The sequence below is a fragment of the Chryseobacterium sp. BIGb0232 genome, from assembly GCF_024810195.1.
Taxonomy (GTDB): domain Bacteria; phylum Bacteroidota; class Bacteroidia; order Flavobacteriales; family Weeksellaceae; genus Chryseobacterium; species Chryseobacterium pennae.
Window position 1 is genome coordinate 556,781 of sequence record NZ_JANUEH010000002.1, and the last position, 25,147, is coordinate 581,927.

Here is a 25,147-nt window from a genome sequence, read left to right on the forward strand (position 1 = left end):
ACTCATAAAAATTTATATTTTTACAGCAATATAAACAATATCTTAACGATTAAATAAAAAATACAATGTGCCGATATACCATGATGGTTTATAAAGGTCATTATGCCTGTTTCAACTGTCAGAAAACCTTCAAACGTCGTGTTTTAAAAGATGTAGACAGAGATGCTCAGATCTCCGTGGAAGCCAAGTGCCCCGAATGTGGGAACCTTATGGCCAATATGGGACTGGACTTTGAATCACCGGCGAAAAATGACCATAAACAGTGGGCACATATTCGTAATCTATATACGGTAGGAATTACTTTCCATTCCTGTGGATGTTCAGGGCCGGGATATATTCCCCAAGATCGCAAAGCCATTATCACTTATTTTGAAAAAATACGTGCAGAATATATGCGTTCACTGGTCTATTGGAGATACCGCATAGAACCGGAAACCAAAAGGGAACGTGAAATTGAGTATCAGCAAAACCATTCTAAATTATGGACTGTAAGCCGCAATGCTTTTAAGAAAACAGTTACTAATCAGGAAGGAATCAATTACTGGATCAATAAAATTAAAGAGGTAGAAGAACGTCTTAATCTCATTAAAGAAACCAAATAACTTATTTTTTCAAATACAAAAAGATGGAAGTTGGAAGCTACCTTTAGTTGTTGTATTACTTAAAGTCATAATCTATCAATTCATTTCTATAATATAAATATCATCTATGTACCTGTGTGGAGAAATAAAATATTACTTTGCTTTCTCCAGCTTCAGAAGTCTTTTAAAATCATCTTTTATGCTTTTATCCTCTTCTCTCATATAATCTCCACTGAAAGGAGCTCCACAGTCCTGGCTGTTTACAATATGCATCAGAGATCCGCCTTCAAAATAATTCCGGGTTTCAACAATCTCTGATTTCTCAAAATCAAAAGCCTCGGTATCATTATTTTCCTTCATGGCTTTTGCATCGTAGAAAAGCGGACGATTGTACTTATAGTCCTTTTCAAACACAAAAGACAGCTTACCGTTCAGTAAATAATACTCAATCAAAACCTGCCCCATTTCCCCATAATGCCTAGCCATAATTTTTTCCAAACGGTTATTTTTATAATAATAGGTAGCTTCCCCACCTTCTGCAGACTCGCCTTCAATATTTTTCTTTTTGATGTTGGTCCATTGAGTGATTGAATTGATTCGCTTAAAATTGGACTGAATGGGCTTTAACCGGTCTTTAAGGTATTCATTGGCTTCAATATCTTCTTCATGAAGGCTTTCCTTAATTCTTATGGTATCTTCTTTCTTTAAAGAAGAATCCAGCGATGTATGAAGAAAACCTTCCGCATATCCCAAATGGAAAGTTAGCAGAAGCATCAGAAAGCTTTGCAAATATTTATTTTTCATAGCATTATATTTTGAATTGGATGATGACAAGCAGTATGACCGCCGGACATTTCTACAAAATTAATAAATCTGCTCATTGTTTTCTATCAAAAGGACAATATTCTCTTGTCGTAGTTTTACTACAATTTTTAAAATTTAACCTTAAAAATGAATTTCAAATTTAGTTTTTTAATAGTTTTATGGTATAATTCACTTACGATGGAAATTGGTTTTTTAGAATATAAGGTTCGTAACGGAGATTCCCTGAGCTCCATTGCTTCCCGGTTGGGTATTACCGGAGAAGATCTCAAGTCATTTCACAATTCCCATTGTCAAAGAATGGATAGAATCTGGTTTGAGAACCTTAATGAGGTGAAAAGTGTTTTCGTCCCTGTACAATTGCGAACAGGAAAAGAAAAAGAGCAAAAAAGAAAAAATACACTTCCCTCTTCACAGGCGTCAGATTCATTTTTTGCCAAAACTTATAAGGTCTCTGAGACGTTTGAAAACCCATTTGAACCTTCTTTAACTATAGATTATAGTATAGATCTTGATGTTCATAAAGACAAAAATAAGAACCTTCATATCGTTTCTTACCGTCAGGGGAATTTTAAAACCAATAGCAAAACTCCTGAGGATAAGATGAGTGAGCTTTCCATTGCCTGTATGAAAAGTATTATGCCTATTGCTTTTACCCTAAGTGAATCAGGCAAAATTACAGGATTTTCAGATCATAAAAAGATTGCCAATACCTACTCAGCCCAACGGAAAGATCTTGACTTTTTCGCCGGAGAGATCTCTGAGCGTTATATGAATACATTTGAAAAGAATATTTCGGATGAGAAGTTTTTTCTTCAACAGTTTCAAAGTACGCTGCTCTTTCAGACTTTATTCCCGAAAATGGATTGGTTTCACAAGAAAACAGATTGGACAGAAGCTTTTTATTTTTTGCAAAATTCCTTTCCTGTGGAATGCATTATGGACAGTGAGCAGGAGAATGAAGATCAGGAGCATATTACAACCCTTCTGACAGGCAACAGTGCAGAATTCTACAGTTTACAGGAATTAAAAACGGGAACAAAATATAATGAACCTGCTGATGATCCCGTTTCAGGAGAATTTATCATTCAATACACCACCCATAGGAAAAATAAAACCCTTCTTCAGGCCTCGGCTACTGTAAGCCTATGGCGTGGAGAAGAATCAATTCAAAAACACACCATTACGATAACACAAGGATAATATGAAAAATTATATCATAAAGCAGGGCGACACCTTCAGCTCTCTGGCTCAGCAATTTAAGCTGAAAAATGAAGGTATCTTAAAGACCTATCACAACCTCCATTGTTCAGAAGAGGATATTATGCAGAAACCTGTTCCCGGAAAGAAAATACTCATTCCGGAAGATCCACAGCTTATGGCTGAGGAATCCGGTTCTCAATATCCTTCTAATCCATCTTCTGAGGAAGAAGCTACAGATGAAGCAACCAACGAGGGAGCTTCTTCGGAGCAGTCATCCGGTGAAGCCCAATCAACTGACAAATCAGATAAAAACCAAGAGAAAAAAGAAGAAAAGAAAGATAAAGTTGGAGATAGTGGTTCCAATCCCCACGAAGGAAAATATTTTATCATACAGAAAGGAACCGTACAATGTAATCAGGGTTTCAAGTTTCCAAAATTTAAAGTAACGAGTCACCAGAAGCATTATTGGAATGATAAAGAAGGACAGGCAGATTATCTTGCTGTAACAGAAGATGATCTGCAATTCGATCCTCCTGCACAACCTTTTGGGCAATGTAAGCTTAAACCCACTTCGGGAGGATATCTTCCCTGCGCTTATGCCGCTGCCGGAAAATGGCAAAAACCCTATGAAAAAGTAAAGGTTATGGGAAAGAGCTGCCTGACAGAAATATCTGAACTGATGTGCGCCACAGGTGGTAAAATAACGATCTTAAAACACGGCCAGCAAAGTGAAGCAGGCAAAAACCAGGTCAATAAAGCAGATACAAAGGAGCAGCAGGTTTATAATCCTGTTGTCAATTTTGACCAATTCAAAGCAGAAACAGATGAACAGGAGGCAGAAGCCTGGTAACTAAAAAACTAAAGATCATGGCAAAAAAAGGCGTTTTAAGAATCACCGGAAATACTTCTCCTAAAACAGGAGAAAAAGCATTGTATAAAGTCACGGAATGGTATACCAGTACTCCGGCTAATGAACGAAAAGACTCCCTCGTTACCTGGGAATTGTTCAGAAAAAGAGCAGATGGTAAGTTTACCACCACTGACATTAAGAAAAAAATTGGCGAATTTACTTTTGGCAAAGATGCCTGGCAATATACCTACAGAGTTGAAGCCTATCTTCATAGCCCTGAAGGTAAAGAACCTATGTCTATTATCGTACAGCCTCAAAAGAATGAACAGCAGCCTTCGGCAGAAAAAAATATTCTTGATGTAAAGCTTACTTTTCAGGATGGCACTCCGGTTAATAAAAAATTAAGTTATCAGGATCGCCTCTGGGCAATAGCTAAATGCAAAGGTATGGAGGGCGAACATGTTATTTTCACGCTCTGGGAAGATGATGAAAAAGGTGATGGCCACAATAAAAAGAATCAATCTATCGTAAAATCGCCTCCTGTCTTGGTAGACAGCCAGGGAAATGCCCGTTGGAATTTTACATTGCTCAATACCTATATTGCTCTTGCCAACAAAAGGGAAGACGATAAAAAGCAGCATGAATATTATATTACCGCAGAGTATAATGGGAAATTAAAAGCCTCAGATAATGCCAATGCCAATAACCCTGAGTATAAAGCTCCTCCTGCTCCCCCTAAAAAACCAGCAGGAAGTACTGGTGGAACATCACAACCCAAACCCGCTCCACCCAAGCCTCAACCCAATTCTCCCAAAGGATCTACAAGACCTAATTCGCCTAATAACCAGCCGGATAAAAAAGGAGTTATCACTCAGGTAAAACTGACCGATAAAAATGGGAAAGAGTTTACTAAAAATCCTAAATTTGGAGAAACCATAATTGTTCATATAGAGTCTAAAAACCTTAAAAACAAAAAATACACCCTTAAAATATGGGAGCATGACACGATTGGAAACAATGATCTTTTATATAGCCATGAACACACGTTCTTAGGTGACAAAATAAATCTTTCCATGCCCTTAACTGCCGCCATGCAAAAAACCGGAGAGGTAGGTAATGATTCTAAAAACCCTGATAGTGGAGAATACTGGAAAGGAGGACAACAGGAAATCTTCGCAGAAGTTATTTATATAGACATCTCTGCTAAATCAAAAATTATTGATGTGGATATTATGGAAGCTCCAAAGCCGCAGAATAATGGGAATACGGCGACTGGGGTGAAGAATGAGCCGAAGCCTGATACAAATACTGGAGGATGTCCTAATTGTGACAAAGCAGTAACCGCTGATGATTTAAAAACTATCTTTCCAAATGCTTCTGAAGCTAATAGAAAACTTGTGGCCGATACATATACTAAATATATGAAAGACTTGGGTATGAATACTTGCTGGAATAAAGCGCATTTTTTTGCACAGGCAAGAGTAGAAGCAGGGGACGCTCTTAATTTAAAAGAAGGAGAAGGTTTTAATTATTATTGGGAATCAATTATTGGAACATTTAAAGCTTTTCAAACTAAAGAAGGGAGAGAAAAAGCAAAACTTTGGGGACGTACAATAAGGGATAGAAAAGATCCAAAAGCCATTGATGTTCCAATAGAGACGCAGATAAAAATTGCAAATTATGCATATTCCCCTCCTGCTGCAAAAGCTAAGGAACTAGAAAATACAGAACCAAATGACGGTTGGACTTACAGAGGTAGAGGCTTAATACAAGTGACAGGAAAAGGGTTTTATAAGTACTGTAATCCTTATACTTTAAAATATAATAATGTTGATGTTTTGAAAAACCCGGATGCTATTGGAGAAAGAATAGATTTATGTGTATCGAGTGGAATGATTTTTTTTAAATGGAAAAAAATAAATGAACTCGCTAACAAAACAAGAGATGTAAAAGGAAAAATTTGTCCATTAGTGGGAAATGATGTAATTAGAAATGGAGTATCAAAAAATCATCAGCCTAAGCAAGATGCTTTTGACGCAATAACGTCAAAAGTTTTTAAAATTGATCAATGTACAATAAATAATGCTAAAAAAACTACACCACAGACTAATGGTAAATGGAGGATGCCAATTGATAATCCAATGTTATGTTTGTATTCTCAAGGAGGAGGATACAAGCCTTGGCATGGTTCATTTGGAGAAAAAATAAGGGATGGATCTGCAAATCATACAGGGTGTGACTTATTAGCAGTTCCAGAAACTAAAGTTTATGCTTGTTTTAAAGGAAAAATAAGTAAAATATATACTTCAGGATCTATGGCAGGTAATGTTGTGGTAATTGAGGTATTAGATAAAGAAACATTTAAATCTTTACAAAACAAATCATATCAACCCACATATAAAAATAAAGGAGAAATATTAGAACGAGGATTTAATCATAATGGAACAATTTATTTAACATTTTGGCATTTAAGTAAAAATGATTTTTTCAAAGAAGGAGATCCTGTTGAATATAATGATGTAATTGGCTTGACAGGAATATCTGGTTGGAGTGGTAAAAACTTTACCACAAGAAATCCTCACTTGCACTTTGAAGTATCTAATGTTGGATCAGCTCCTGGCCTTAATGGAAAATGTAACCCTGCGATGTACTTTCACTTCAAAACAGAAAATGAATTATCTAAAAGCGAAATTGACTTTCAAAATAAATTAAAAGAAAAAGAATGGAAATAATAAGAAAATGGTTTTTGCCTCTGCTATTAATAGCATTATTTAATTGCAACGGACAAGATAAAAAGAAAAAATTAGAAAAAATTGATATGAAAACAGAAGAGAAAACACTCTCAAATTTCATATTGCAAAAAATAACTTCAGAGGATAAAGATACATTTACCTATCAATTTCCGGAACTCATTTGTAAACTAATCCCATCAGAAAAACAAACTTTAAACTTGTCTGTAAATAATAGTCTTTATGAGACCGATATTACGATTGAAAGTGCTCAAGTAAATATCTGGAATTTTAAAAATAGTGAGAATCACTTTATTCTAATAGAAGGAGATGATTATTATGGTTCAACATTTTATGTATATTTATATAATAGTGATAAAAAGGACTTATCATATTTTGGAAACTTTGTTTATGAAAATGAGAATGCTGAAAAAAATAAACAACAAAAAGCTATTATTTTGTCTCTAAATGAAGAAGTGGTAAATATTGAAGTCACACTCAATCAGTTACAAAAGAATTTTCAATTAAAGAAAATTGAACAAATAAAACTTTCTAGAATTGAAAAAGATACTAAATATTCTATTATTACTGAAAAGAAAGCTGATATTAACCAAGACGGAAAACTCGACCAAATAACAGTTTATAACACTCAATGGAATAAAGAAATAAACCCCAGTGATTCTAAACTTTTCAAAATAGTTGTTAAATTAAGTAATAATGAAAATAAATTTATAACGTTAACCAATGATAATATAATTGAACCTTATTATCCCGACAACGTTGCATCTGGATTTTCTGATATTAAAATTAAAGACAATTACTTTACTGTAGAGCAGGCTAATGGAGGTGGGGGTATCATTGATAGAAGTTTTATAACATTTAAATATGATAAGCTTAAAAAAGGGATTTATTTACATAGATACTCTGTTTTAACTACTGAAATGTCTTCTGGAGATGAAAAAGAGTCTAAAACAGAAAAAACCACAAAAGATTTCGGACTTATTTCGTTTGAGAATTTCAATATTAAAACAATTAATTCTAAGTAATACCTTTTAGAATCATTAAAATTGTAATCAAGTCATCATATTTTGTTTTTTTACAAGCAGAAATGTAAAATATAAAAAACTAAAAACATAAATGAAAAACTTTTTAATCCTAATACTCTTTATTTCAATTTCATGTTCAAGGGATAAGAAAAAAGATTTATCTAAGACCTTACCCGAAGTTGGCGTATCTCAGGTTCAAAGTAAAATTCCAGATTTTTTGTCAATAGACGAATCATATGTTGGTAAAGAAATCCTTCATTCAGCTAGGGAAAAACTTATACAAACATATAAAAAATCATTAGAAAGAGATTTTGAAAGGCCTTATATGTGGGATGCACTTCTACCAGATAATGAAAATCTTATAAAAATTTATACTTATAAAAAATATATTATCAACAATCAAAATTTTAATTCATACTGTGTTAAAATAAAATATGAGGATGCTAGTTATGAAGCTATTTTACTTACAACAGATAATTTAGACACAAATAATAGTGATAATTCTTCAATTATTGTCTATGAAAATCTAATCTCTGAAGAACTTTACAAAAGATATTCAAAAATTGATAATGCTAATATTCTAAATATAGTTTTACAGAAAAATAAAAAGGAATATAACCATTTTCAATACTTAATATCTGAAAATAAGTTTTTAGATTACTTTACAAACGAAGAAAAGCAACTAAACAAAAATTGGGGAGAGCATGAAGATAACACTTATGAATACCAAATAAAAGGGAATATAAAAAATCATTTAAAAAATGGACATTGGGAAGAAAAAAGATATTCTTTTGAATATAATAAATCTATATGGATGGACGGTGAATATAATAACGGTATTAGAAATAAAGAGTGGAATATTTCTCCAGAAGGGCCAGTTGAAAAAATAAATGTTTATAACAATGGAATTATAGTTAAAACATTTACTCCATAAATATATTTTTAAAAAACTAAATATTCTTCATCTTATTTTAATAAAATGTAACGTAAAGTTGGAAAGTTTCCCAGTGTCGTTAAGAGTTAAAGACAGAATGAAGTAAAAACCAAAACACAAATGAAAAGCTTTTTAATCCTAGTACTCTTTATTTCAATTTCATGCTCAGATAAACAAAAAAAGGAAACAAATGAAATTATAACAACACCCCAATGCCTTCAACCTCAGCTTCAGGCAGGTTTCTCAGCAGAAAAAAGTGAAACAGATTATCCTAACTACACATACGGTCAAACAGATCTTGATTGTGCGGTACCAATATTAGAATCAGAATTAATTAAAAAGGGTTACAAATCTCCGTCTAATGAGGAGTTTTCACAAAAAGTACTTGATATTTTCAAAAGAAAGATAGACTATAGCATTGATAGTAAATACATTTACTTAGATGGCAAAAATTCCTGTAACAAATCAATTGCTTATAATAGAAACACTGACGATGAAATGGAACCAACGTCTTATTATTTAATTAAAAATAATAGATTTATTACTGAACTATTTGCAATTCCAGAAATTATCGATTATTCAACTGCATTTCCAGAAACTAAAAGCTTTGAGGATAAAGTTAACAATATTCAAAATGATGTACATATTACAAAATGGAATGAAGACAAAAATTTATCCCAAAAACGTTTCGAAAATATAAATAAACTAGTAGCCCGGAATAAGTATTTATTCAATAACAGTAAAGCCGATCTTGCATGGCTTTTGGCTAATGACAAAGAATTTCTAAAAAAACTGGTAATTACTTTTGGTTATGATAAAGAACAAAAAATTAATAAGCAAGTCATAGATGACTTATATAAATCATATACACAATCAGGGCAGATTTGGTATGGAGCAAAATTAGGAGAAGTATTTTTCACCAAGGATTGTCAAGGAAAATTACAAACTCAAGAAGGTTTGTTAAATTATGTTTCTCAAAACACAAACGAGAATGATGATCGATTTATATACGCTTTAAGTAAATACATAGTTTACTTATTTAAAGAAGATAAAGATGGGATATTTTCAGAAGCACCTTCAAAAAAATTCACACTTGAAGAAAAAGCAAAAATAGTAGCTTACGTAGCAAATATAGAAAGTCCTGCATTTTACAAATACAAACCTTTAAATAGCAATTCTGCATGGCGAAATGCGGGCACTTCGTTGTACAATATTACCGCTGCTCATCCAGAAATATTAAAAATAATAGAAAAAAATAACTACTATGGTTTAACCGCTTTGAAGGAAGTTATAAATAGTACCCAATTTGAAGAAGAAGCACCTATTACAAACCAATCTGGAGAATAACAAGATATTCATTCAATAATATCAAAATGAGGGTAAGGGCTTATTTTCAAACATTTAAATAGAACAATTTATGTAAAGGATAAACTATTCCATATTTTCAAAAAGCATAATAATAAAGATTAAATTGACACCAACAACACATGATGAAAACCCTTTCCTTACTTTTCGCCTTCATTTTACTTTCTTGCAATGGACAAGAAGGTAAAATGAAGAGTAGAAAAGAAAGCAGTTTAATTATTAAAGATAAAAACTTTACATTCTCTATACAAGATAACAACTACACTGTAAACTTCGCAACAAAGTCCATTGTTCCAAAATCAGATGATGTTTATTTTGAAAACAATTCTCTCATAGTAAAAAAGACTAGTGAAGATGATAATCCCCATAATCTTCTTATTTATAGATATTATTTTACTTCAGCTTCCAATACTATACAATTAAACAAAATAGACTTTTCAAAAGAAACCTATGTGGAACAGGATGATATTTGTAAACTGTCATATACTTATTTACCTACAAATGGTTCTGCGCTTTCTCCTAACGATATCAATACATTTACTGAAAAGGATTTGGCAATGTACACTAGGAAGTTGGACTTAAAACAGGCATTGGATATTGTTTCAAAAATTAATAAAGACTATCAATGTACCTCATCGTTAAATGATAATGAAATCACACTACTTTTAAAGCAATACCCTTTAAATGAAAAAACAGTAAATGACTACAATAATATAGCCTACTATCAGGAACAAAATAAAAACTATAATAACTCTATTTTCATTCTTGATAAAATACTCTCACAATATCCTAACAGAGTTGTAGCTTGGTTAAACTATGCTGATTCGAAATGGGGACTTAACAATAAACAAGTGTCAAAAGAAGCTTATATAAAGTATTTTAATCTTATGAATAGTCAATCCAAAGATATGTCCAGAGTTCCACAAAGAGTTAAAGACAGAATGAAATAAAAGCCAAAACACAAATGAAAAACTTTTTAATCCTAATACTCTTTATTTCAATTTCATGTTCAAGGGATAAGAAAAAAAATGAACACAACGAAATACAAAATATGAGTACTAATTCATCCATAGTCAACCGTGGTAAAGAGGTTGATGATAAACATCCTCAATTATCAAAATTAGATCAGCTTATTCAATCAAAAAGTGTTACTGACAGCCTTATTTTGAATAAAGAATGTGACTTAAACATGGATACTATTAAAGATAAAATACTTGTTTTTACTCCCCGAAAGACAGATGCAGAAAATAGTTTTTCAACAATCTATGTTCTAATTTATAAGAAAAATGGGGAATTTACTAAGTATAGCAATAGCAAAATTATAAACTCATACAATCCTAATTCTTACGCCGAAGGATTCCGTGATATAGCCATTAAAAATAATTATTTTACCGTAGAAGAGAATATTTCATCACAACCTATACAAAATAAGTATACCACATTCATTTTTGATAAAAAAAACAACTCTATTTATTTACATAAATTGGGATTTTCAACAATATATCCTGATTCAAATCAAGACAAGGATGTGGTATATTCAACTAAAGATTTTGGCATCAATACCTTCGAGAATTATAATTCAGAAACAATAAAATACTAATATTTCGAATAAATATGAAAAAAATATATAGTTCATCTGCTTTACTACTGATGATATTAGTGAGTGTTTGTTGTAAAAAAACAGTGGATAATTTATCAAAAAATGCTGGGCACAATAAAAATTATTTTTCTGGAGACTCCATTCTTGCAAGTCCAAATTACTTCAATTCTCTGAAGAACAAAAAAGGAGACATGGTCTTACAACAACAAAATGAAGAATATCTAAAAAAATATACGTTATCAGAAAATAATGAATCCTATTTTCCTTTAAAAGATAATGTTTCCATTAAACTTGTAAAAGAAAAACAAATTGATAGAAGTATCATAAAAGTAAACCTCTTTACTTACGTCAACAATAAAAAAACAGATTCAATACAATTTTACAGAAATATTTCAGGAGAAGGTTTTGGAAACTACAACTGTCTGTCTTATTTTAATGCAAAGACAAATAAAATCTGGCAAATAAAGTATTTTCCCTTAAATCCTTTAAGAGGAAATTCAGCAGGCATCGTTTCTTACACAGAAAGCAGCATAAGTCCTGATGGTACAATCAAATCTGATTCTCTACATTATCTGGATGAGTCTTTAGATGTTGAAATGGAGAAATATAATCTTTATTATTAAGTGTAATAAGAAGCATATATCAAGTATACTTTCATCGAGAGTCAATCAAAAGATATGTCCAGAGTACCACAAAGAGTTAAAGACAGAATGAAGTAAAAACATAAAACACAAATGAAAAACTTATTAATTCTACTAAGCTTTATCATCACTTCATGCTCGGGAAAACAAAAAGAAGAGCTTCTACTTTTTCCTGGTTCGTGGCATTTGAGATCGGAAGACAAAAGTCAAGAATTTACCATTAAAATTCAAAGAATCACTAAAGATTCTTTATTTGCACAATATTGTGCAGTATATAACAATGGACAAAAACTTGACTGTGATTTTGAACAAAATATCAATATAAAAGCAATTTTCAATAAAGATAAAAATGCTTATGTTGGTGAATTTCACAGTTTTTTCAATTCTGGAAAAGGAACATGTCTTATAAAAATAATAGATAAAAATCTAAATTGGGAAATTATAAAAACACCTCATGGAGAATATTATGCTCCTACTAAATGTATTTTAAAGAAAGAAAATAAAATTGAATCCAAAGGCAATCCTGAAGCTAAAAAACCTGAGCAAGTAAACAACAGTATTCCAATATCTACTGTATTACCATTGGATTATAAAAATTTAAGTGACAAAATTAAATTAGAAACTCCCTCTGATAGCAATATCAAAAACTTATTTAAACAAAAGTATCAACTTAATGTAGACGCAATGGCACAAATTCCTTCAAAAGGAAATTTTGATTTGTATATTATCAATAATATGAGTGGAGACAGTGACTTACTGTATCTTATTACATTAAAAGAAGGAAAATTAATCGATGGGCTCGAAGTAGGTAATAGCAATGGTGATAGTGATGAAACAACTGTATTTTCCATTAATGAAAAATATGAAATATCCATTTATTCTGAAAATAATAACAAAAGGAAATTAATTGCATTATATGCTTTAAATGATATGGGAAATTTCAATAAACAGAAAGCTCATTAACCTAAGAAACAATGAAAAGAATTTCTATACTTTTTATTATCGTTTTACTTTCTTGCAATAAACAAGAAAGTAAAGGTCATTTACAGAATAACAAAGAAATGAACTCTTTAAAAAACGCTCCATACAATATTACAGATGAAGGAGATGGAACAAAATCAAACTATGATGATCTATCTCCTGAATTTATAAAGACAGCAAAAAAAATATTAGCACAAAGAAAATTTCAATTTCCGGATGAAAATACTTTCAATCACAAGGTTGCAGAAGTATTTTCCATTAATTTAAAAGAATATTCAAATCCTATTATTGCCTTACGCCTTTCAATGTTTCCTGAAGTGGCCATTAGGGAAAATCAATTTATCTTCATTCAGGATGCCAATGCCAATGAACCTGAATTTATAAATCCCGATTTATTATATCACTTTAATTCCTATGTATTTTATAATACACCTGTATCTTATGTCTGGTTACAGTCTAATAGCTCCAATCTTCTATATGATTTAGTCGTTCATTACGGGTATAATAAAGATAAAAAACTTGTAGAATCAATATTTAAAAAATTTGATTTTAATAGCCTTTCTGAGATGGAAGAATTAATCTTTAGAGACTCCGGTACTCATAAAAAATTAAAAAAACAAATATTTGATGATATAGAAACCATCACCTATAAAGGTAAAGTTGAAGATTTTTCTTATGCAAAAGAGGGAAATGGATATCTTAGAATAGGTGAAATTATCAATACAATTTCAGCTTCACCTAAAGAATATGATGAACCAGAACAGACAATTTCTTATTTATTTGAGCGAGAACTAAGAGTGGGAATTCAAGGTGATATTGAAAGTTATCTGAATAAAAATCCACAATATCAATCAAATCTGGAAAAAAACAATTTCTATGATTTACCTACTTTAAAAAAATATGTAAAATACACCTATCAAAAGGAAAGTAGTGCCATCTTTACAGTACAGGATGCTGACGGTTATACCAATTTAAGAAAGGATAAAAATTCTTCTTCTCAAATCTTACAAAAAATAAATACGGGTGAACAGATCGATGTATTAGATCAAAGTGGAGACTGGTGGTTAGTGGTATCAAAAGAAGGAAAAAAGGGATATGTTCACAAAAGTAGAATAAAATCTGAATAAATATGCTAATCAAATGATGAAAACCCTGTCCTTACTTTTCGCCTTCATTTTACTTTCTTGTAATGGACAAGAAAGTAAAATGAAGCGTAAAAAAGAAAACTCTATAAATTATAATTCTTTAAAAACTCAAGATGCTTTAATAGCCCGTAAAGCTGTTAATAATATTACAGAAAGGCCAAATACACCTCATGAAATATATAAAAATGAGTTTTTTTCAATTAATTCTGATTTGGATGGTATAATTGAAGTAACACTTAATAGGATAAATAAAAAATTTGTCAATACAAAAGTTTTAGAAGGTAACCCAAACTGTCCAGACACAAGTCTTGACAATATTGTATTGAAAAATAATTACTTTACCATAGAAAAGTATAATTGTACAGATAAATACTACCTGAAAGAATACATCACATTTAAATTTGACAAAGACCTTCTTCTACACAAATATAGTATAGAATTTACGGACAGGCATGATCCTGATAAAAGTATACCTAATAAAAATTATACTTCTAAAGATTTTGGAGATGTTAAGTTTGAAAATATAGATCGTGAATTTTTAATAAACTTATTAAACAAATAGCGTTAAGATTAACGAATTCAATCTAGAAAAAGAATCAAAAATTGAAACGTATATTCTTTTTGAAAAATTGAGATTTTTGACAACCATACAAAGAGTTAAAGACAATAAAGTAAAACCATAAAACACAAATGAAAAATTTCTTACTCTCCCTGATCTTTATTTTAATCTCATGTTCAGGCAATCAGAAAGAATCTACACTTCCTTCCCCTGAAAGTAAGGAAACTAAAATAATTGAAAGTTATTTCAAGAATAATAAATTCGAGAATACTGAGGAACAATTCAATAAAATTAATGCGGATCTACTTGGTATTCAACCTAAAAAACTTCAAGATGGATACAATGATTTTCTAGCATTCAATGAAGCCACCAATTATCAAATATCAAAAGAAGGAAAATATATTAAAATAGATAATGATATTTTACCAGATTTAGATAATGTTAAAGTAGATATAAATAGTAACAAAAAGCTTCCTTATTTTGAGGAATTATTATCACTGAATAAAATTATTTATCAAAATGATTTGACATCGATTTTAAATATTGCCTCTAAAAACCCAAATTTAACAACTGATTTAGTCATTCTATTTAATTATGAAAAAAATGAAGCTCTTTTCAATGCAGCAGTTAAAAACATCCAAAATTGGGATGATATTGAACAAAACTCTAGATTAGCATTTGTGTTCTACAACTCCTCAACGAGCTCATTTAAAATTAGAGAAAAGTTGTTAGTAAGCTTAAAACCCAAAGATTCTTTTTTATATGCATTAACAAATTATCTTGCTGATAATAAAGAGAATATTACAAAAACTAACGGAATTCCTCATGCTACATTAGAAAAAGCTATTGCCTATCTTTTACAACTTGGTTTTATCGATAAAGAGGATATCGATATTCAGTCAGATAAATCATATTTATTACTAAATAACATTTATATTTCTCACCCAGAGTTAAAGCAATCTTTTCAAAAAAATAAATATTATGGCTATGCCTCTCTTGAAAAGTATTCTAAAGATTATGGACTACTATATGGAGGCAATCAGGAAAAGATATATTTAACAATAATAGATCCTGATGGCTTTACTAACCTAAGAAAAGACAAAAGCATTACCTCTCAGGTGCTGCAGAAGATTAAATCAGGAGAACAGATTGAAGTGACTGACCAGAATGGCGACTGGTGGTTCGTTACATCACAGGACGGAAAAAAAGGATATGTCCATAAAAGCAGGATACAATCCAAATAGAAGATTTATATATTTAAGACCTTATGAAAAAAATACTTCCTACCCTTACTTTAATAAGTCTGTGTATATTTTCCTGTCAGGATAAAAAGACAACAGAGCCTTTCAAGCCTGATTCCAATAAAGAAAAATCCGTGACTTCTCCTGCAGAAAAGAAAGATGAAAAAGAAGATAAAGGTTTTATTGTCTTAAAAAACACTTACCAGCAAAAGGATTGGATCAAACTTTATAATAAAGATCATTCAGAATGGAAATCGTTTCAAATGAACGATACTTTCAATGATGATGATCTTACCCCTTACATGATGAAGCCTGAATACACCCTTTTGGTTTTCAAATTCTTAGGCAATGAAAATGGATTTTATAAAGTATTGGTGAATGAAAATACCATAAAATATATAAAAGAATCAGATCCACTGTTTTTATATCAGACCACTCAGGAGCATATTTTATCTGTCTTCTCTGTGGGGTTCAATGAAAAAGAAAACCCTTTAAGAACAATGCCTGATAGTAAAGCCCCATCACAACCACTGGATGATGACAGCTTTTATTATCCTATTAAAATTACCGGAAATTGGTTAATGGTAAAAGATGATCATGAACAAAGCTTATGGATAAGATGGTGTGACGAAAAAGGACACTTGATACTGGAACTTTATTATGATGCCTAAATGGTAAAAATCCCCATAAACAGTGAAAATTTTAAGTACAAAAAAGAGTTATCTTCAACCCATGAAAAAGATGATTCCATTTTGTTTTTTATTGCTGCTAGCGGGATGTAAAAACGATTCAAAACAGACTGTAAATGAAACTGAGCCTATAAAGAAAGACAGCCCTGTTGTACAAGCTCCTGTAGTGGAAAAACCTGTTGAAGAAAGCAAAATACTCCCTACTTTAAAAGAATGTACAGAAAAAACAGCTGACTACGAAACTGAGCTGGAGTGCATTTTCCCTAACAGTACAATGGAAGTTGTATATCAAAAAACCATCAAAGAGAAAGAAGTGGAAAAAGCAGAACATCTTCTTACGACATTACCCAAACAAAGTAGTGAAAAGGAAATTCATCAGGATGGTCTGGAAACTATTAGCTACAAAGTATCCTCCAATAAAGTTGAAATCGAATTCTTATTTGCCGGCGGAGTGACCACTCTTGAATTGGAACAGAAAGGTGAAAACGTAAAAAGAACCATTATTCACAGTGCTGATTAAGACATCTTTAGCATTATGAAAAAAATATTTTTAATACTTTCACTCCTCAGCATAATTTCCTGTAAAAGCCTGCCGGAAGGATCTTCAAAAGATTCCGAAACGCCCGTTCATACCCAGTGGAAAGGAGACTATTCTATCTCTCATGATTTTGGAAAACTGGATGAAAACTCAGAAATGACATTGGATTATGGTCTCACCATTACCAAAGACAGCTGTACTTTTTGGGGGCTTGGCTACAAAACCTTTTTTACAGATGTCTGCAGTATCACCGGAAATGAAAAACAGATCATAGTAAAATACATCAAACAGATTGAAGGCAGTCCAATGAGTAACCATCCTCCCACCGATACTCTGGTTGTTGTATTCAGGAAAGATAGAAAATATTATCTTCAAAGCAATATAGTTCCCAATAAGGACTGGCAGTACAATACTCCGATCCGGCTCAAAAAGAAATCATAAAAAAGTTCTCAACTTTAAAAAATATTTTATAATTTCGCTTTGTGAATTTTAACAACGGAACATATTATTATAGAATTTTTAACTCAGATCTGGGATAGGGATTCTTATGAACATAACTTAAAACCTCGTCCTTGACGAGGTTTTTTTATTTAAAAAAAAATTAAAAAGATGAAAATAAGTATTATTGGAGTAGGATTAATCGGAGGTTCAATGGCCTTGAAATTAAGAGAAAAAAACGTTGCCAGCTTCATCTACGGAATAGATAACAGCAAGCAGCACATCACCGAAGCATTAGATTTGAAAATAATTGACGCAGAAGCAGATCTGGAAAAGGGAATTAAAGATTCAGATCTTATCATCCTTGCCATTCCGGTGGATGCGGCCAGAAAATTACTACCGGCCGTTCTTGATCTTGTATCAGATCATCAGACAGTTATGGATGCAGGTTCTACCAAGGCTGGAATCGTAGGTGCAGTAAAAAACCATCCGAAACGTTCGAGATTCGTTGCCTTTCACCCGATGTGGGGTACAGAAAACAATGGACCTAAATCTGCTATTGCAGAGAGTTTCTCAGGTAAAGCCGGTGTGATCTGCAATAAAGAAGAATCTGCAGATGATGCTCTGAATATCGTTGAAGGGATTGTAAATGCCCTTGAAATGCACACCATCTATATGAATGCTGAAGATCACGACATTCATACTGCTTATATTTCCCATATCTCCCACATCACTTCATACGCTCTGGCCAATACCGTTCTGGAAAAAGAACGCGAAGAAGAAACCATCTTCCAGCTTGCCAGTTCCGGTTTTTCAAGTACCGTGCGTCTGGCCAAATCCCATCCGGAAATGTGGGTTCCGATCTTTAAACAAAACAAAGAAAATGTTCTGGACGTTCTCAATGAACACATTACTCAGCTCAGAAAATTCAAATCTGCTTTAGAAAAAGAAAACTATGAATACCTTGAAGAACTGATTACAAATGCCAACAGAATCAGAGGAATTCTAAGATAAACCACTGATAATCAATACGTAAAAAAACATTTAAATAACCACAAAATAACTTTTTTTGTGGTTATTTTTTTGTTCCTATTTAAAATTAATTTTAATAAAGTTAAAAAATATTTTAACTTTATTAAAAAATACATTACTTTCGTAAAAAATAAATTCAATGAAGTTACCGATAGTCTGTCCAAGTTGTGACAATACTCTTAATGTAAGTCAAATGAAATGCCCTACCTGTAAAACTGAGGTAAGTGGTGACTATGAACTTCCGGTTCTTCTTAAACTGAATCGTGAGGAACAGGATTTTGTCCTTAATTTTTTCCTGTCCAGCGGGAGCATTAAAGAAATGGCCAAACAGGCCGGCCTATCCTATCCCACCATGAGAAATAAAATGGATGACCTGATCACAAAGGTTGAACAACTGAAAAATAATCTGTAAACGCATACTAACCTGTAAACTCATTCATGATGAACTGGAAAACTATTTTCAATCCGTTTGAAAGATTTGATGAAAAACTTCTTCTTCTTGCCGGAACCCTTGCTGTCATTCTGTCTATTGTTGCAGGATATTGGACAGATACTGCCTTTACCAGTATATACAGAATCAGTTCTATAGAAAATGCTTCACTTGGAACGATAACGGTTTGTACTCTGTTAAGCTTTTCTGCTGCAATTGTCATTCTTTTTATTTTAGGCAAAATCCTGAACGGAAAAACAAGGATCATTGATATCGTCAATACTGTTCTGATCTCCCAACTCTTTCTGATCCTGTTACAATTCGCAGGAAAAATATCATCCCTTAAACTCGCAGGAAAAAGTGTTGCCAACTACGAAGCTAGTCCCTCAGGAACATTTCCTTTTGTGGATTTCCTGATTATGATTTCTATGACCATTATATCCATTACCACTCTTATTTATAGCGTTACCCTTTTTTATAATGGATTTAAAACAGCGACCAACATTAAAAAATGGCAGCATATTGTACTTTTTTGTGCCGTAACAATGATCAGTTCTCTGATCTGCCAGATTATCATCAATAAAATTATTTAAATACTATGAAAATCAAATTATTATTTGTGCTGGCATGTCTGGCACAGTTTTGTCACGCCCAGATTGAAGGAACCTGGAATGGTGAAGTGGACATCCAAACCATGAAACTGCCCGTCATTTTTAAAATATCAAAGAAATCACAAGGCTATACCACCACTCTTATAAGTCCCAAGCAGAGCGCTAAAGAAATTCCTACAGATAAAACAGATTTCAGTAATAACGAACTCAGTCTTGAAATAGGAAGTATAAATGCCGGCTATAAAGGAATCTACAAAACAGATCATTTTGAAGGAAACCTGATCCAGAATGGTAAAACAATGACTTTAAACCTTTACAGGGATATTAAACCGGAAAGTTCCGAGGTTTCCTACCTTAATGGAAAAGTAATCAACACACAGAAGATTGATGAATTCTTAGATTATATGGTGAAGAATAATCAGGAAATCGGAAGTATAGCCATCTTCAGAGATGGAAAACCTGTTTATAAGAGAAACTTTGGTCAGAATCTTCTTCCTGGAAATACAGCTTATGACCAAAATACCGGATACCAGATAGGATCTATCAGTAAACTTATGACAGCGGTAATGCTTCTTCAGCTTATAGAACAAGGAAAACTGAACCTTACCGATCCACTTTCAAAATTCTATCCTGAAATTCCCAACGCTGAAAAGATCACCATCCAAACGATGCTGAATCATACCAGTGGATTAGGAGATTATGTAGGAGAATCTATTGAAAACAATTGGCTATTTGGAAAAGCAGTAGGAGATAAAGCCATTATTGAAGCCATCAAAAAAAATGAGGTAAGTGCTAAACCCGGAGAAAAGTTTAAATACTCCAACTCCGCTTATTTCCTCCTGAGCAGAATATTGGAAAAGATCTATAAGAAGCCTTATAACGAGATTTTAAAGGAAAACATTCTGAACAAAGCACCAATGCCCCATACTTTTTCTGTACTTGACAATCCAAAAAATATTTTTAAATCCTATGAATTAAAAAATGGCAGCTGGAAAGAAGTAAAGGATTTTGATTTTCACAACTGCATCGGATTAGGAGACATCACCTCCACTCCGGAAGACCTGAATATCTTTATCAATGCCCTATTCAATGGTACATTTATCAAAAAAGAAACCCTTGACATGATGATTTCCAATAAAAAAGAGAAAGTATTTGGATCAGGAATTATGAAAATACCATTTTACAACATCATATCCTATGGACACGGAGGTACTACAGCAGGAAGCCACTCTATCGTATCCTTTGAACCTACAGATCAGTTATCCTATGCTGTAACCATCAACGGTAAGAATTTCCCTCAAAACAGCTTCTATATCGGCATCATGAATCTGGTATATGGCAGAGATTATCAATATCCAGTATTTGATAACACTAAAACGCCTGCTGCTGACCTTGAAAAATATGTAGGAGATTATACCTCAAAAGATATTGCTTTGGGTTTAAAGATATTGATTAAAGATGACACATTATATGCCCAGGGCACCAATCAGCCGGAATTTCCACTCACTGCTCTAGAAAAAGATCAGTTTACCTTTGAAAAAGCTGGTCTAAAACTCTCTTTCACCCCTGAAAATAAACAGCTCCACCTCACACAAGGTGGGAAAACTTATCTATTCAATAAAAAAAGTCCCGGCAAATAGCTTCATACTAATATTGCAGTTGAAGACATAATCATTCCCTTCCTTGGGGGTGTCAAAAATTCTTTGAATTTCTGATGGGTGGTTCTACTACGCAACAAAATAACATTCACAAAAAAAATCCTTAGATGTTTCTAAGGATTTTATATTTAAATAATGGAGTTTATATAACCCTCCGGAATAATATTCTAAACTAGCATTCCGGAACATTCACTGCAATTGCCAATCCTCCTTCAGAAGTTTCCTTAAAGCGGTCGCTCATAGAAAGAGCTGTTTCCCACATCGTCTGGATCACCTCATCCAAAGTTACTTTTGCTTTGGCAGGATCACTTTCCAATGCGATATTAGCTGCTGTAATTGCTTTCATTGCCCCCATTGTATTTCTTTCAATACATGGAATCTGTACCAGTCCTCTGATAGGGTCACAGGTTAATCCAAGGTGATGTTCCATCGCAATTTCTGCGGCCATCAATACCTGTCCTACACTTCCGCCTAAGATTTCTGTAAGTCCGGCTGCTGCCATTGCTGATGAAACTCCGATTTCTGCCTGACATCCTCCCATCGCTGCAGAGATGGTTGCATTTTTCTTAAATAAAGTCCCTATTTCTCCTGCTACCAATAAGAAACGGACAATATCATCATCGCTGACAGAATCTGTAAACGCTTGAGAGTACATCAAAACAGCAGGAATAACGCCACTTGCCCCATTTGTAGGTGCTGTAATAATTCTTCCGAAGCTGGCATTCTCTTCATTTACTGCCAGTGCAAAACAGGCAATCCATTTATTGATATTGGTGAAGTTTTCTTCGGCATCTACAACCTGCTGAAACCATTCATCCTTATTTTTATAGATTTTATCACCCAATAATTTTCTGTTGATTCCTGCTGCTCTTCTCGAAACATTCAATCCACCGGGAAGAATTCCTTCCTTATTTACGCCCTTGTAAATACACTCTTTGATCTGCTGCCAGATGTAAAGCGCCTCTTCTCTTGTCTCTTCCTGAGTTCTCCAGCTTTCTTCATTAATGAAAATCAGATCGGAAATCTTTTTAAGTCCCAGTTTCTCACAATATCTTGCAATGTCTGAAGCCTTATGACAAGGATATATTGTACGTACACACTGCTTTTCTATTGAGTTTTTTTCCTGACTGGCAATAAAGCCACCTCCTACAGAATAAAAATCCTGAACAAGTTCGGTTCCGTCTTCAAAAACAGCTCTGAAAATCATTCCATTCGGGTGAAAATCAAGTGATTTCTTCATATTTAAAATCAAGTGATGGCCATAAATAAACGGAATAACCTTCTCACCACCAAGATTAATGGTTTGGCTACTTTTTATATAGTCTATTTTTTCGTCAATTTTTGTAGTATTGATCGTCTTGTAATCTTCACCATTCAGACCAAGCATTCCGGCAATATCCGTTCCGTGGCCTATCCCCGTTTTGGCAAGTGAGCCGAAGAATTCAAGAAAAACTTCTTTAACGTCTTCTATTGATCTTTCTCTTTTTATAATCCTGATAAATGCAGATGCTGCATTCCACGGTCCCATTGTATGTGAACTGGAAGGACCTATCCCTACTTTAATAATCTCAAAAACCGATATTGATTCCATAAATGATTCTTCATTTTCCTCAAAAGCAAAGATACATGATAAATCTTATAATATGCATAGTAAAACTTCACAATTAGCAGCCTTATATCATGTATTTTTTACCTGTTTCAAATCTATTCTCCAATTTTCTTTAAATGAGCTTGAAAGGAAATCGTAAGTAAGAATATTACACTTAATTAAAGTGCTCCTGATGCTGGGAAAGATCAAGTCCCATAGTCTCAGATTCCTCCGAAACCCTTAAGGTAATAATCGCATTGGTTACTTTATACAGCAGTAAAGATCCTAAAAAAGTAAATGCAGACACCAGAAACAAGGCAGTCAGATGATGAAGGAATACTTCAACTCCACCATGAAGAAGGCTGGCTTTTTCACCATGAGCAAAAATAGCTGTTAAAATCATTCCCATAATACCGCCTACTCCATGACAGGCAAAAACATCCAGGGTATCATCTATCTTCTTTAAAACTTTCCAGTTGACCATCAGGTTAGAAACAATTGCTGAAATAAATCCTATGAAAAGACTTTCCTGAATACTGACAAATCCACAACCGGGTGTAATCGCTACAAGACCTACCACAGCACCAATACAGGCACCCAAAGCAGAAACACTTCTCCCGTTAATCCTGTCAAAAAATATCCAGGTCATCATAGCGGAAGCAGAAGCAATAGTAGTCGTTCCAAAAGCTGTTGCTGCAGATGCGGAAGCACTCAGGGCAGATCCTGCATTAAAACCAAACCATCCAAACCATAACATCCCTGTCCCCAGGAGTACATAGGGAATATTGGAAGGTTCATGATGTGGATTCTTCCGTTTTCCCAATACCAAAGCTCCGGCAAGTGCTGCAAAGCCTGCACTCATGTGTACAACAGTGCCACCTGCAAAATCTTTCACTCCAAAATATTTGTTGAGAAGCCCATCAGGATGCCATACCATATGACAAAGCGGAGTATAAATACAGATGCTGAAAAGCACAATAAATAAAAGATAAGAAATGAAACGGACCCTCTCTGCAAAAGATCCGGTAATGATCGCAGGAGTAATAACGGCAAATTTCATCTGAAACAATGCAAAAAGAATAAAAGGTATAGTGGGAGCCATCATACTATGGGGAAGACCCCCTACTCCATTAAAAAAAGGATAGCTTAATGGATTTCCAATTATTCCATAATGCTTACCCGCAATGGTAACTCCCAAAGATTCACCAAAGGATAATGAAAAGCCAACGACCACCCAAACGATAGAGACTACTCCTAAAGCAATAAAACTCTGCAGCATTGTAGAAATTATATTTTTCCGACCTACCATTCCTCCATAAAAAAATGATAATCCGGGTGTCATTAGCAGTACAAGCCCTGCCGCTGCCAAAATCCAGGCTACGTCAGCTCCTACAATTTTATCTTTAGTTAAAAATACTCCTTTATCAGAAATATCTGTACCCGGAGTCCAGAATAACCCTCCAATAGCAACCAATGCAATAAGAGAGAATGAAACGATCCACTTTAACCCTATTTTCATAAAATTTATATTTAACCCTATCAAAATTACATATAAATACTATGAAAAAGTTATTTATTTGACAAACACCCCTAAAAAAAACTATTCACTTAATAACATTACCGTTTTTTCACTGAATATTTCATTTAAGATTTTAGAAACTTCCTTAGCTTTGGTGGCCGGAAACAAATGGGTTCCTCCTTTAATCACATAATCCGGTTTTGAATTCTTGATGGGAAATACAATATCCTTATCTCCCAAAATCTGGATGACCTCTGGGTTTTCTTCAAATTTCCATTCGGATACTTTTTCTACAGACCATTTCAGGTAATAAGGGTCCCTTACTCTGAAATACTGAAGAAGTCTCGGATTTTTAGGATCAAAAAGCTTTCTGAGTACAGCATATACGTTGGCTGCTTTCACATTGAATAGTCCTACAGGCAGGATACGGGGAATCTTGGTTACCTCTCCTGTTTTTATGAATCTGGATTTTTCTTTATCAGATTTAATACTTCCCAGAATCACTACTTTTTCAGCAGGCTTCAGCCGATTGATCTCCTGGACCATAATTCCGCCAAAAGAATATCCCAACAGGCAGAAAGGTTCAGAAGGATCTACTTTTTCGGCCATCCGCTCAACATAAGCATGAAAAGGTTCATTTTCTTCCGGGATGAGCCAGTCTATAAAAATCAGTTCACAATGCTTGGGAAACTCTAATCTTTCAAGTACCTTAAAGTCTGCCCCAAGACCGCTTACAATATAAATTTTCATACTACTAATTTATGAAAAATGCGGAAAAGCTACGATTCAGATTAAAAAAAACTTGAACAGCAGAGCTTTAATCGTCTTAAAAGCTCCTTTTGAAAATAAAATCTATATAAAAACCAATGTTTACCATATCGGGATCCATTCTGAATAACAAAATAATTTTACCTATACCTTTTACAGACATCCCTACACAAAAAAAC

At 33.2% G+C, this 25,147-nt stretch carries 25 protein-coding genes; 21 read left to right on the forward strand and 4 right to left on the reverse strand.

The window, feature by feature from the left end:
• Positions 1-80 precede the first annotated feature (80 nt).
• Positions 81-602 (forward strand): hypothetical protein, encoded by a 522-nt coding sequence (locus tag M2372_RS08540; protein WP_228455731.1) that lies wholly within the window; start codon positions 81-83, stop codon positions 600-602.
• A 132-nt stretch (positions 603-734) separates the two neighbouring features.
• Here the strand turns inward: M2372_RS08540 and M2372_RS08545 are convergent, their stop codons facing one another.
• Entirely contained in the window at positions 735-1,385 is a 651-nt protein-coding gene (locus M2372_RS08545; RefSeq protein ID WP_148060773.1) for a hypothetical protein, read from the reverse strand.
• 147 nt (positions 1,386-1,532) lie between these two features.
• Here M2372_RS08545 and M2372_RS08550 point away from each other — a divergent pair, with 147 nt between their 5' ends.
• The 20 genes from M2372_RS08550 to M2372_RS08645 all read left to right on the forward strand — a co-directional run bounded on the left by M2372_RS08550 (position 1,533) and on the right by M2372_RS08645 (position 21,075).
• Positions 1,533-2,606 carry a LysM peptidoglycan-binding domain-containing protein gene (locus tag M2372_RS08550; protein ID WP_228455732.1) on the forward strand — a complete coding sequence of 358 codons (1,074 nt, stop codon included), beginning with the start codon at positions 1,533-1,535 and terminating at the stop codon, positions 2,604-2,606.
• A gap of 1 nt (position 2,607) precedes the next feature.
• Positions 2,608-3,456 (forward strand): PAAR-like protein, encoded by an 849-nt coding sequence (locus M2372_RS08555; protein WP_123319905.1) that lies wholly within the window; start codon positions 2,608-2,610, stop codon positions 3,454-3,456.
• Between the two features lie 17 nt (positions 3,457-3,473).
• A complete protein-coding gene (locus tag M2372_RS08560; RefSeq protein ID WP_123319906.1) occupies positions 3,474-6,188 on the forward strand; it encodes a M23 family metallopeptidase in 2,715 nt (904 codons plus the stop codon).
• Positions 6,179-7,231 (forward strand): hypothetical protein, encoded by a 1,053-nt coding sequence (locus M2372_RS08565; RefSeq protein WP_123319907.1) that lies wholly within the window; start codon positions 6,179-6,181, stop codon positions 7,229-7,231. The genes M2372_RS08560 and M2372_RS08565 overlap by 10 nt, the downstream gene beginning before the upstream one ends.
• A gap of 91 nt (positions 7,232-7,322) precedes the next feature.
• Positions 7,323-8,165 (forward strand): hypothetical protein, encoded by an 843-nt coding sequence (locus tag M2372_RS08570; protein ID WP_123319908.1) that lies wholly within the window; start codon positions 7,323-7,325, stop codon positions 8,163-8,165.
• Between the two features lie 120 nt (positions 8,166-8,285).
• A complete protein-coding gene (locus M2372_RS08575) occupies positions 8,286-9,512 on the forward strand; it encodes a hypothetical protein (RefSeq protein ID WP_123319909.1) in 1,227 nt (408 codons plus the stop codon).
• A gap of 140 nt (positions 9,513-9,652) precedes the next feature.
• Positions 9,653-10,480: a tol-pal system YbgF family protein gene (locus tag M2372_RS08580; RefSeq protein ID WP_148060774.1), complete on the forward strand. Its 828-nt coding sequence runs from the start codon at positions 9,653-9,655 to the stop codon at positions 10,478-10,480.
• 101 nt (positions 10,481-10,581) lie between these two features.
• Positions 10,582-11,130 carry a hypothetical protein gene (locus tag M2372_RS08585; protein ID WP_148060775.1) on the forward strand — a complete coding sequence of 183 codons (549 nt, stop codon included), beginning with the start codon at positions 10,582-10,584 and terminating at the stop codon, positions 11,128-11,130.
• Positions 11,131-11,144: 14 nt separating this feature from the next.
• Positions 11,145-11,753 carry a hypothetical protein gene (locus tag M2372_RS08590; protein ID WP_148060776.1) on the forward strand — a complete coding sequence of 203 codons (609 nt, stop codon included), beginning with the start codon at positions 11,145-11,147 and terminating at the stop codon, positions 11,751-11,753.
• A gap of 111 nt (positions 11,754-11,864) precedes the next feature.
• Positions 11,865-12,734, forward strand: coding sequence for a hypothetical protein (locus M2372_RS08595; protein ID WP_148060777.1), 870 nt, complete (start codon positions 11,865-11,867; stop codon positions 12,732-12,734).
• A gap of 11 nt (positions 12,735-12,745) precedes the next feature.
• Positions 12,746-13,879 carry an SH3 domain-containing protein gene (locus tag M2372_RS08600; RefSeq protein WP_123319914.1) on the forward strand — a complete coding sequence of 378 codons (1,134 nt, stop codon included), beginning with the start codon at positions 12,746-12,748 and terminating at the stop codon, positions 13,877-13,879.
• 13 nt (positions 13,880-13,892) lie between these two features.
• The gene (locus M2372_RS08605) at positions 13,893-14,459 is read left to right on the forward strand and encodes a hypothetical protein (RefSeq protein WP_148060778.1); all 567 of its coding nucleotides are present in this window, start codon (positions 13,893-13,895) and stop codon (positions 14,457-14,459) included.
• A 128-nt stretch (positions 14,460-14,587) separates the two neighbouring features.
• Positions 14,588-15,700: an SH3 domain-containing protein gene (locus M2372_RS08610; RefSeq protein ID WP_123319916.1), complete on the forward strand. Its 1,113-nt coding sequence runs from the start codon at positions 14,588-14,590 to the stop codon at positions 15,698-15,700.
• A gap of 23 nt (positions 15,701-15,723) precedes the next feature.
• The gene (locus M2372_RS08615; RefSeq protein ID WP_123319917.1) at positions 15,724-16,368 is read left to right on the forward strand and encodes a hypothetical protein; all 645 of its coding nucleotides are present in this window, start codon (positions 15,724-15,726) and stop codon (positions 16,366-16,368) included.
• A 61-nt stretch (positions 16,369-16,429) separates the two neighbouring features.
• On the forward strand, positions 16,430-16,906 hold the full coding sequence (locus M2372_RS08620) for a hypothetical protein (protein WP_123319918.1): 477 nt from the start codon (positions 16,430-16,432) through the stop codon (positions 16,904-16,906).
• Between the two features lie 15 nt (positions 16,907-16,921).
• Positions 16,922-17,365 (forward strand): DUF5991 domain-containing protein, encoded by a 444-nt coding sequence (locus tag M2372_RS08625; protein WP_123319919.1) that lies wholly within the window; start codon positions 16,922-16,924, stop codon positions 17,363-17,365.
• Positions 17,366-17,533: 168 nt separating this feature from the next.
• The gene (locus tag M2372_RS08630; RefSeq protein ID WP_123319920.1) at positions 17,534-18,376 is read left to right on the forward strand and encodes a prephenate dehydrogenase; all 843 of its coding nucleotides are present in this window, start codon (positions 17,534-17,536) and stop codon (positions 18,374-18,376) included.
• A gap of 157 nt (positions 18,377-18,533) precedes the next feature.
• Entirely contained in the window at positions 18,534-18,806 is a 273-nt protein-coding gene (locus M2372_RS08635) for a DUF2089 family protein (RefSeq protein WP_123319921.1), read from the forward strand.
• A 26-nt stretch (positions 18,807-18,832) separates the two neighbouring features.
• Positions 18,833-19,417, forward strand: a complete 585-nt coding sequence (locus M2372_RS08640; RefSeq protein WP_123319922.1) for a YIP1 family protein — start codon at positions 18,833-18,835, stop codon at positions 19,415-19,417.
• Between the two features lie 5 nt (positions 19,418-19,422).
• Positions 19,423-21,075 (forward strand): serine hydrolase, encoded by a 1,653-nt coding sequence (locus tag M2372_RS08645; RefSeq protein ID WP_123319923.1) that lies wholly within the window; start codon positions 19,423-19,425, stop codon positions 21,073-21,075.
• Positions 21,076-21,265: 190 nt separating this feature from the next.
• Here M2372_RS08645 and M2372_RS08650 read toward each other — a convergent pair whose 3' ends face one another.
• The 3 genes from M2372_RS08650 to M2372_RS08660 all read right to left on the reverse strand — a co-directional run bounded on the left by M2372_RS08650 (position 21,266) and on the right by M2372_RS08660 (position 24,950).
• On the reverse strand, positions 21,266-22,684 hold the full coding sequence (locus M2372_RS08650) for an L-serine ammonia-lyase (protein ID WP_123319924.1): 1,419 nt from the start codon (positions 22,682-22,684) through the stop codon (positions 21,266-21,268).
• Positions 22,685-22,856: 172 nt separating this feature from the next.
• A complete protein-coding gene (locus M2372_RS08655) occupies positions 22,857-24,200 on the reverse strand; it encodes an ammonium transporter (RefSeq protein ID WP_123319925.1) in 1,344 nt (447 codons plus the stop codon).
• Positions 24,201-24,281: 81 nt separating this feature from the next.
• Positions 24,282-24,950, reverse strand: coding sequence for an alpha/beta hydrolase (locus tag M2372_RS08660; protein WP_123319926.1), 669 nt, complete (start codon positions 24,948-24,950; stop codon positions 24,282-24,284).
• Positions 24,951-25,147: the final 197 nt, after the last annotated feature.

Bases quoted from the DNA above. Each gene is read 5' to 3' on its own strand.
- M2372_RS08540 (WP_228455731.1), top strand. From the start codon at position 81: ATGATGGTTTATAAAGGTCATTATGCCTGTTTCAACTGTCAGAAAACC.
- M2372_RS08545 (WP_148060773.1), bottom strand. From the start codon at position 1,385: ATGAAAAATAAATATTTGCAAAGCTTTCTGATGCTTCTGCTAACTTTC.
- M2372_RS08550 (WP_228455732.1), top strand. From the start codon at position 1,533: ATGAATTTCAAATTTAGTTTTTTAATAGTTTTATGGTATAATTCACTT.
- M2372_RS08555 (WP_123319905.1), top strand. From the start codon at position 2,608: ATGAAAAATTATATCATAAAGCAGGGCGACACCTTCAGCTCTCTGGCT.
- M2372_RS08560 (WP_123319906.1), top strand. From the start codon at position 3,474: ATGGCAAAAAAAGGCGTTTTAAGAATCACCGGAAATACTTCTCCTAAA.
- M2372_RS08565 (WP_123319907.1), top strand. From the start codon at position 6,179: ATGGAAATAATAAGAAAATGGTTTTTGCCTCTGCTATTAATAGCATTA.
- M2372_RS08570 (WP_123319908.1), top strand. From the start codon at position 7,323: ATGAAAAACTTTTTAATCCTAATACTCTTTATTTCAATTTCATGTTCA.
- M2372_RS08575 (WP_123319909.1), top strand. From the start codon at position 8,286: ATGAAAAGCTTTTTAATCCTAGTACTCTTTATTTCAATTTCATGCTCA.
- M2372_RS08580 (WP_148060774.1), top strand. From the start codon at position 9,653: ATGATGAAAACCCTTTCCTTACTTTTCGCCTTCATTTTACTTTCTTGC.
- M2372_RS08585 (WP_148060775.1), top strand. From the start codon at position 10,582: ATGAGTACTAATTCATCCATAGTCAACCGTGGTAAAGAGGTTGATGAT.
- M2372_RS08590 (WP_148060776.1), top strand. From the start codon at position 11,145: ATGAAAAAAATATATAGTTCATCTGCTTTACTACTGATGATATTAGTG.
- M2372_RS08595 (WP_148060777.1), top strand. From the start codon at position 11,865: ATGAAAAACTTATTAATTCTACTAAGCTTTATCATCACTTCATGCTCG.
- M2372_RS08600 (WP_123319914.1), top strand. From the start codon at position 12,746: ATGAAAAGAATTTCTATACTTTTTATTATCGTTTTACTTTCTTGCAAT.
- M2372_RS08605 (WP_148060778.1), top strand. From the start codon at position 13,893: ATGATGAAAACCCTGTCCTTACTTTTCGCCTTCATTTTACTTTCTTGT.
- M2372_RS08610 (WP_123319916.1), top strand. From the start codon at position 14,588: ATGAAAAATTTCTTACTCTCCCTGATCTTTATTTTAATCTCATGTTCA.
- M2372_RS08615 (WP_123319917.1), top strand. From the start codon at position 15,724: ATGAAAAAAATACTTCCTACCCTTACTTTAATAAGTCTGTGTATATTT.
- M2372_RS08620 (WP_123319918.1), top strand. From the start codon at position 16,430: ATGAAAAAGATGATTCCATTTTGTTTTTTATTGCTGCTAGCGGGATGT.
- M2372_RS08625 (WP_123319919.1), top strand. From the start codon at position 16,922: ATGAAAAAAATATTTTTAATACTTTCACTCCTCAGCATAATTTCCTGT.
- M2372_RS08630 (WP_123319920.1), top strand. From the start codon at position 17,534: ATGAAAATAAGTATTATTGGAGTAGGATTAATCGGAGGTTCAATGGCC.
- M2372_RS08635 (WP_123319921.1), top strand. From the start codon at position 18,534: ATGAAGTTACCGATAGTCTGTCCAAGTTGTGACAATACTCTTAATGTA.
- M2372_RS08640 (WP_123319922.1), top strand. From the start codon at position 18,833: ATGATGAACTGGAAAACTATTTTCAATCCGTTTGAAAGATTTGATGAA.
- M2372_RS08645 (WP_123319923.1), top strand. From the start codon at position 19,423: ATGAAAATCAAATTATTATTTGTGCTGGCATGTCTGGCACAGTTTTGT.
- M2372_RS08650 (WP_123319924.1), bottom strand. From the start codon at position 22,684: ATGGAATCAATATCGGTTTTTGAGATTATTAAAGTAGGGATAGGTCCT.
- M2372_RS08655 (WP_123319925.1), bottom strand. From the start codon at position 24,200: ATGAAAATAGGGTTAAAGTGGATCGTTTCATTCTCTCTTATTGCATTG.
- M2372_RS08660 (WP_123319926.1), bottom strand. From the start codon at position 24,950: ATGAAAATTTATATTGTAAGCGGTCTTGGGGCAGACTTTAAGGTACTT.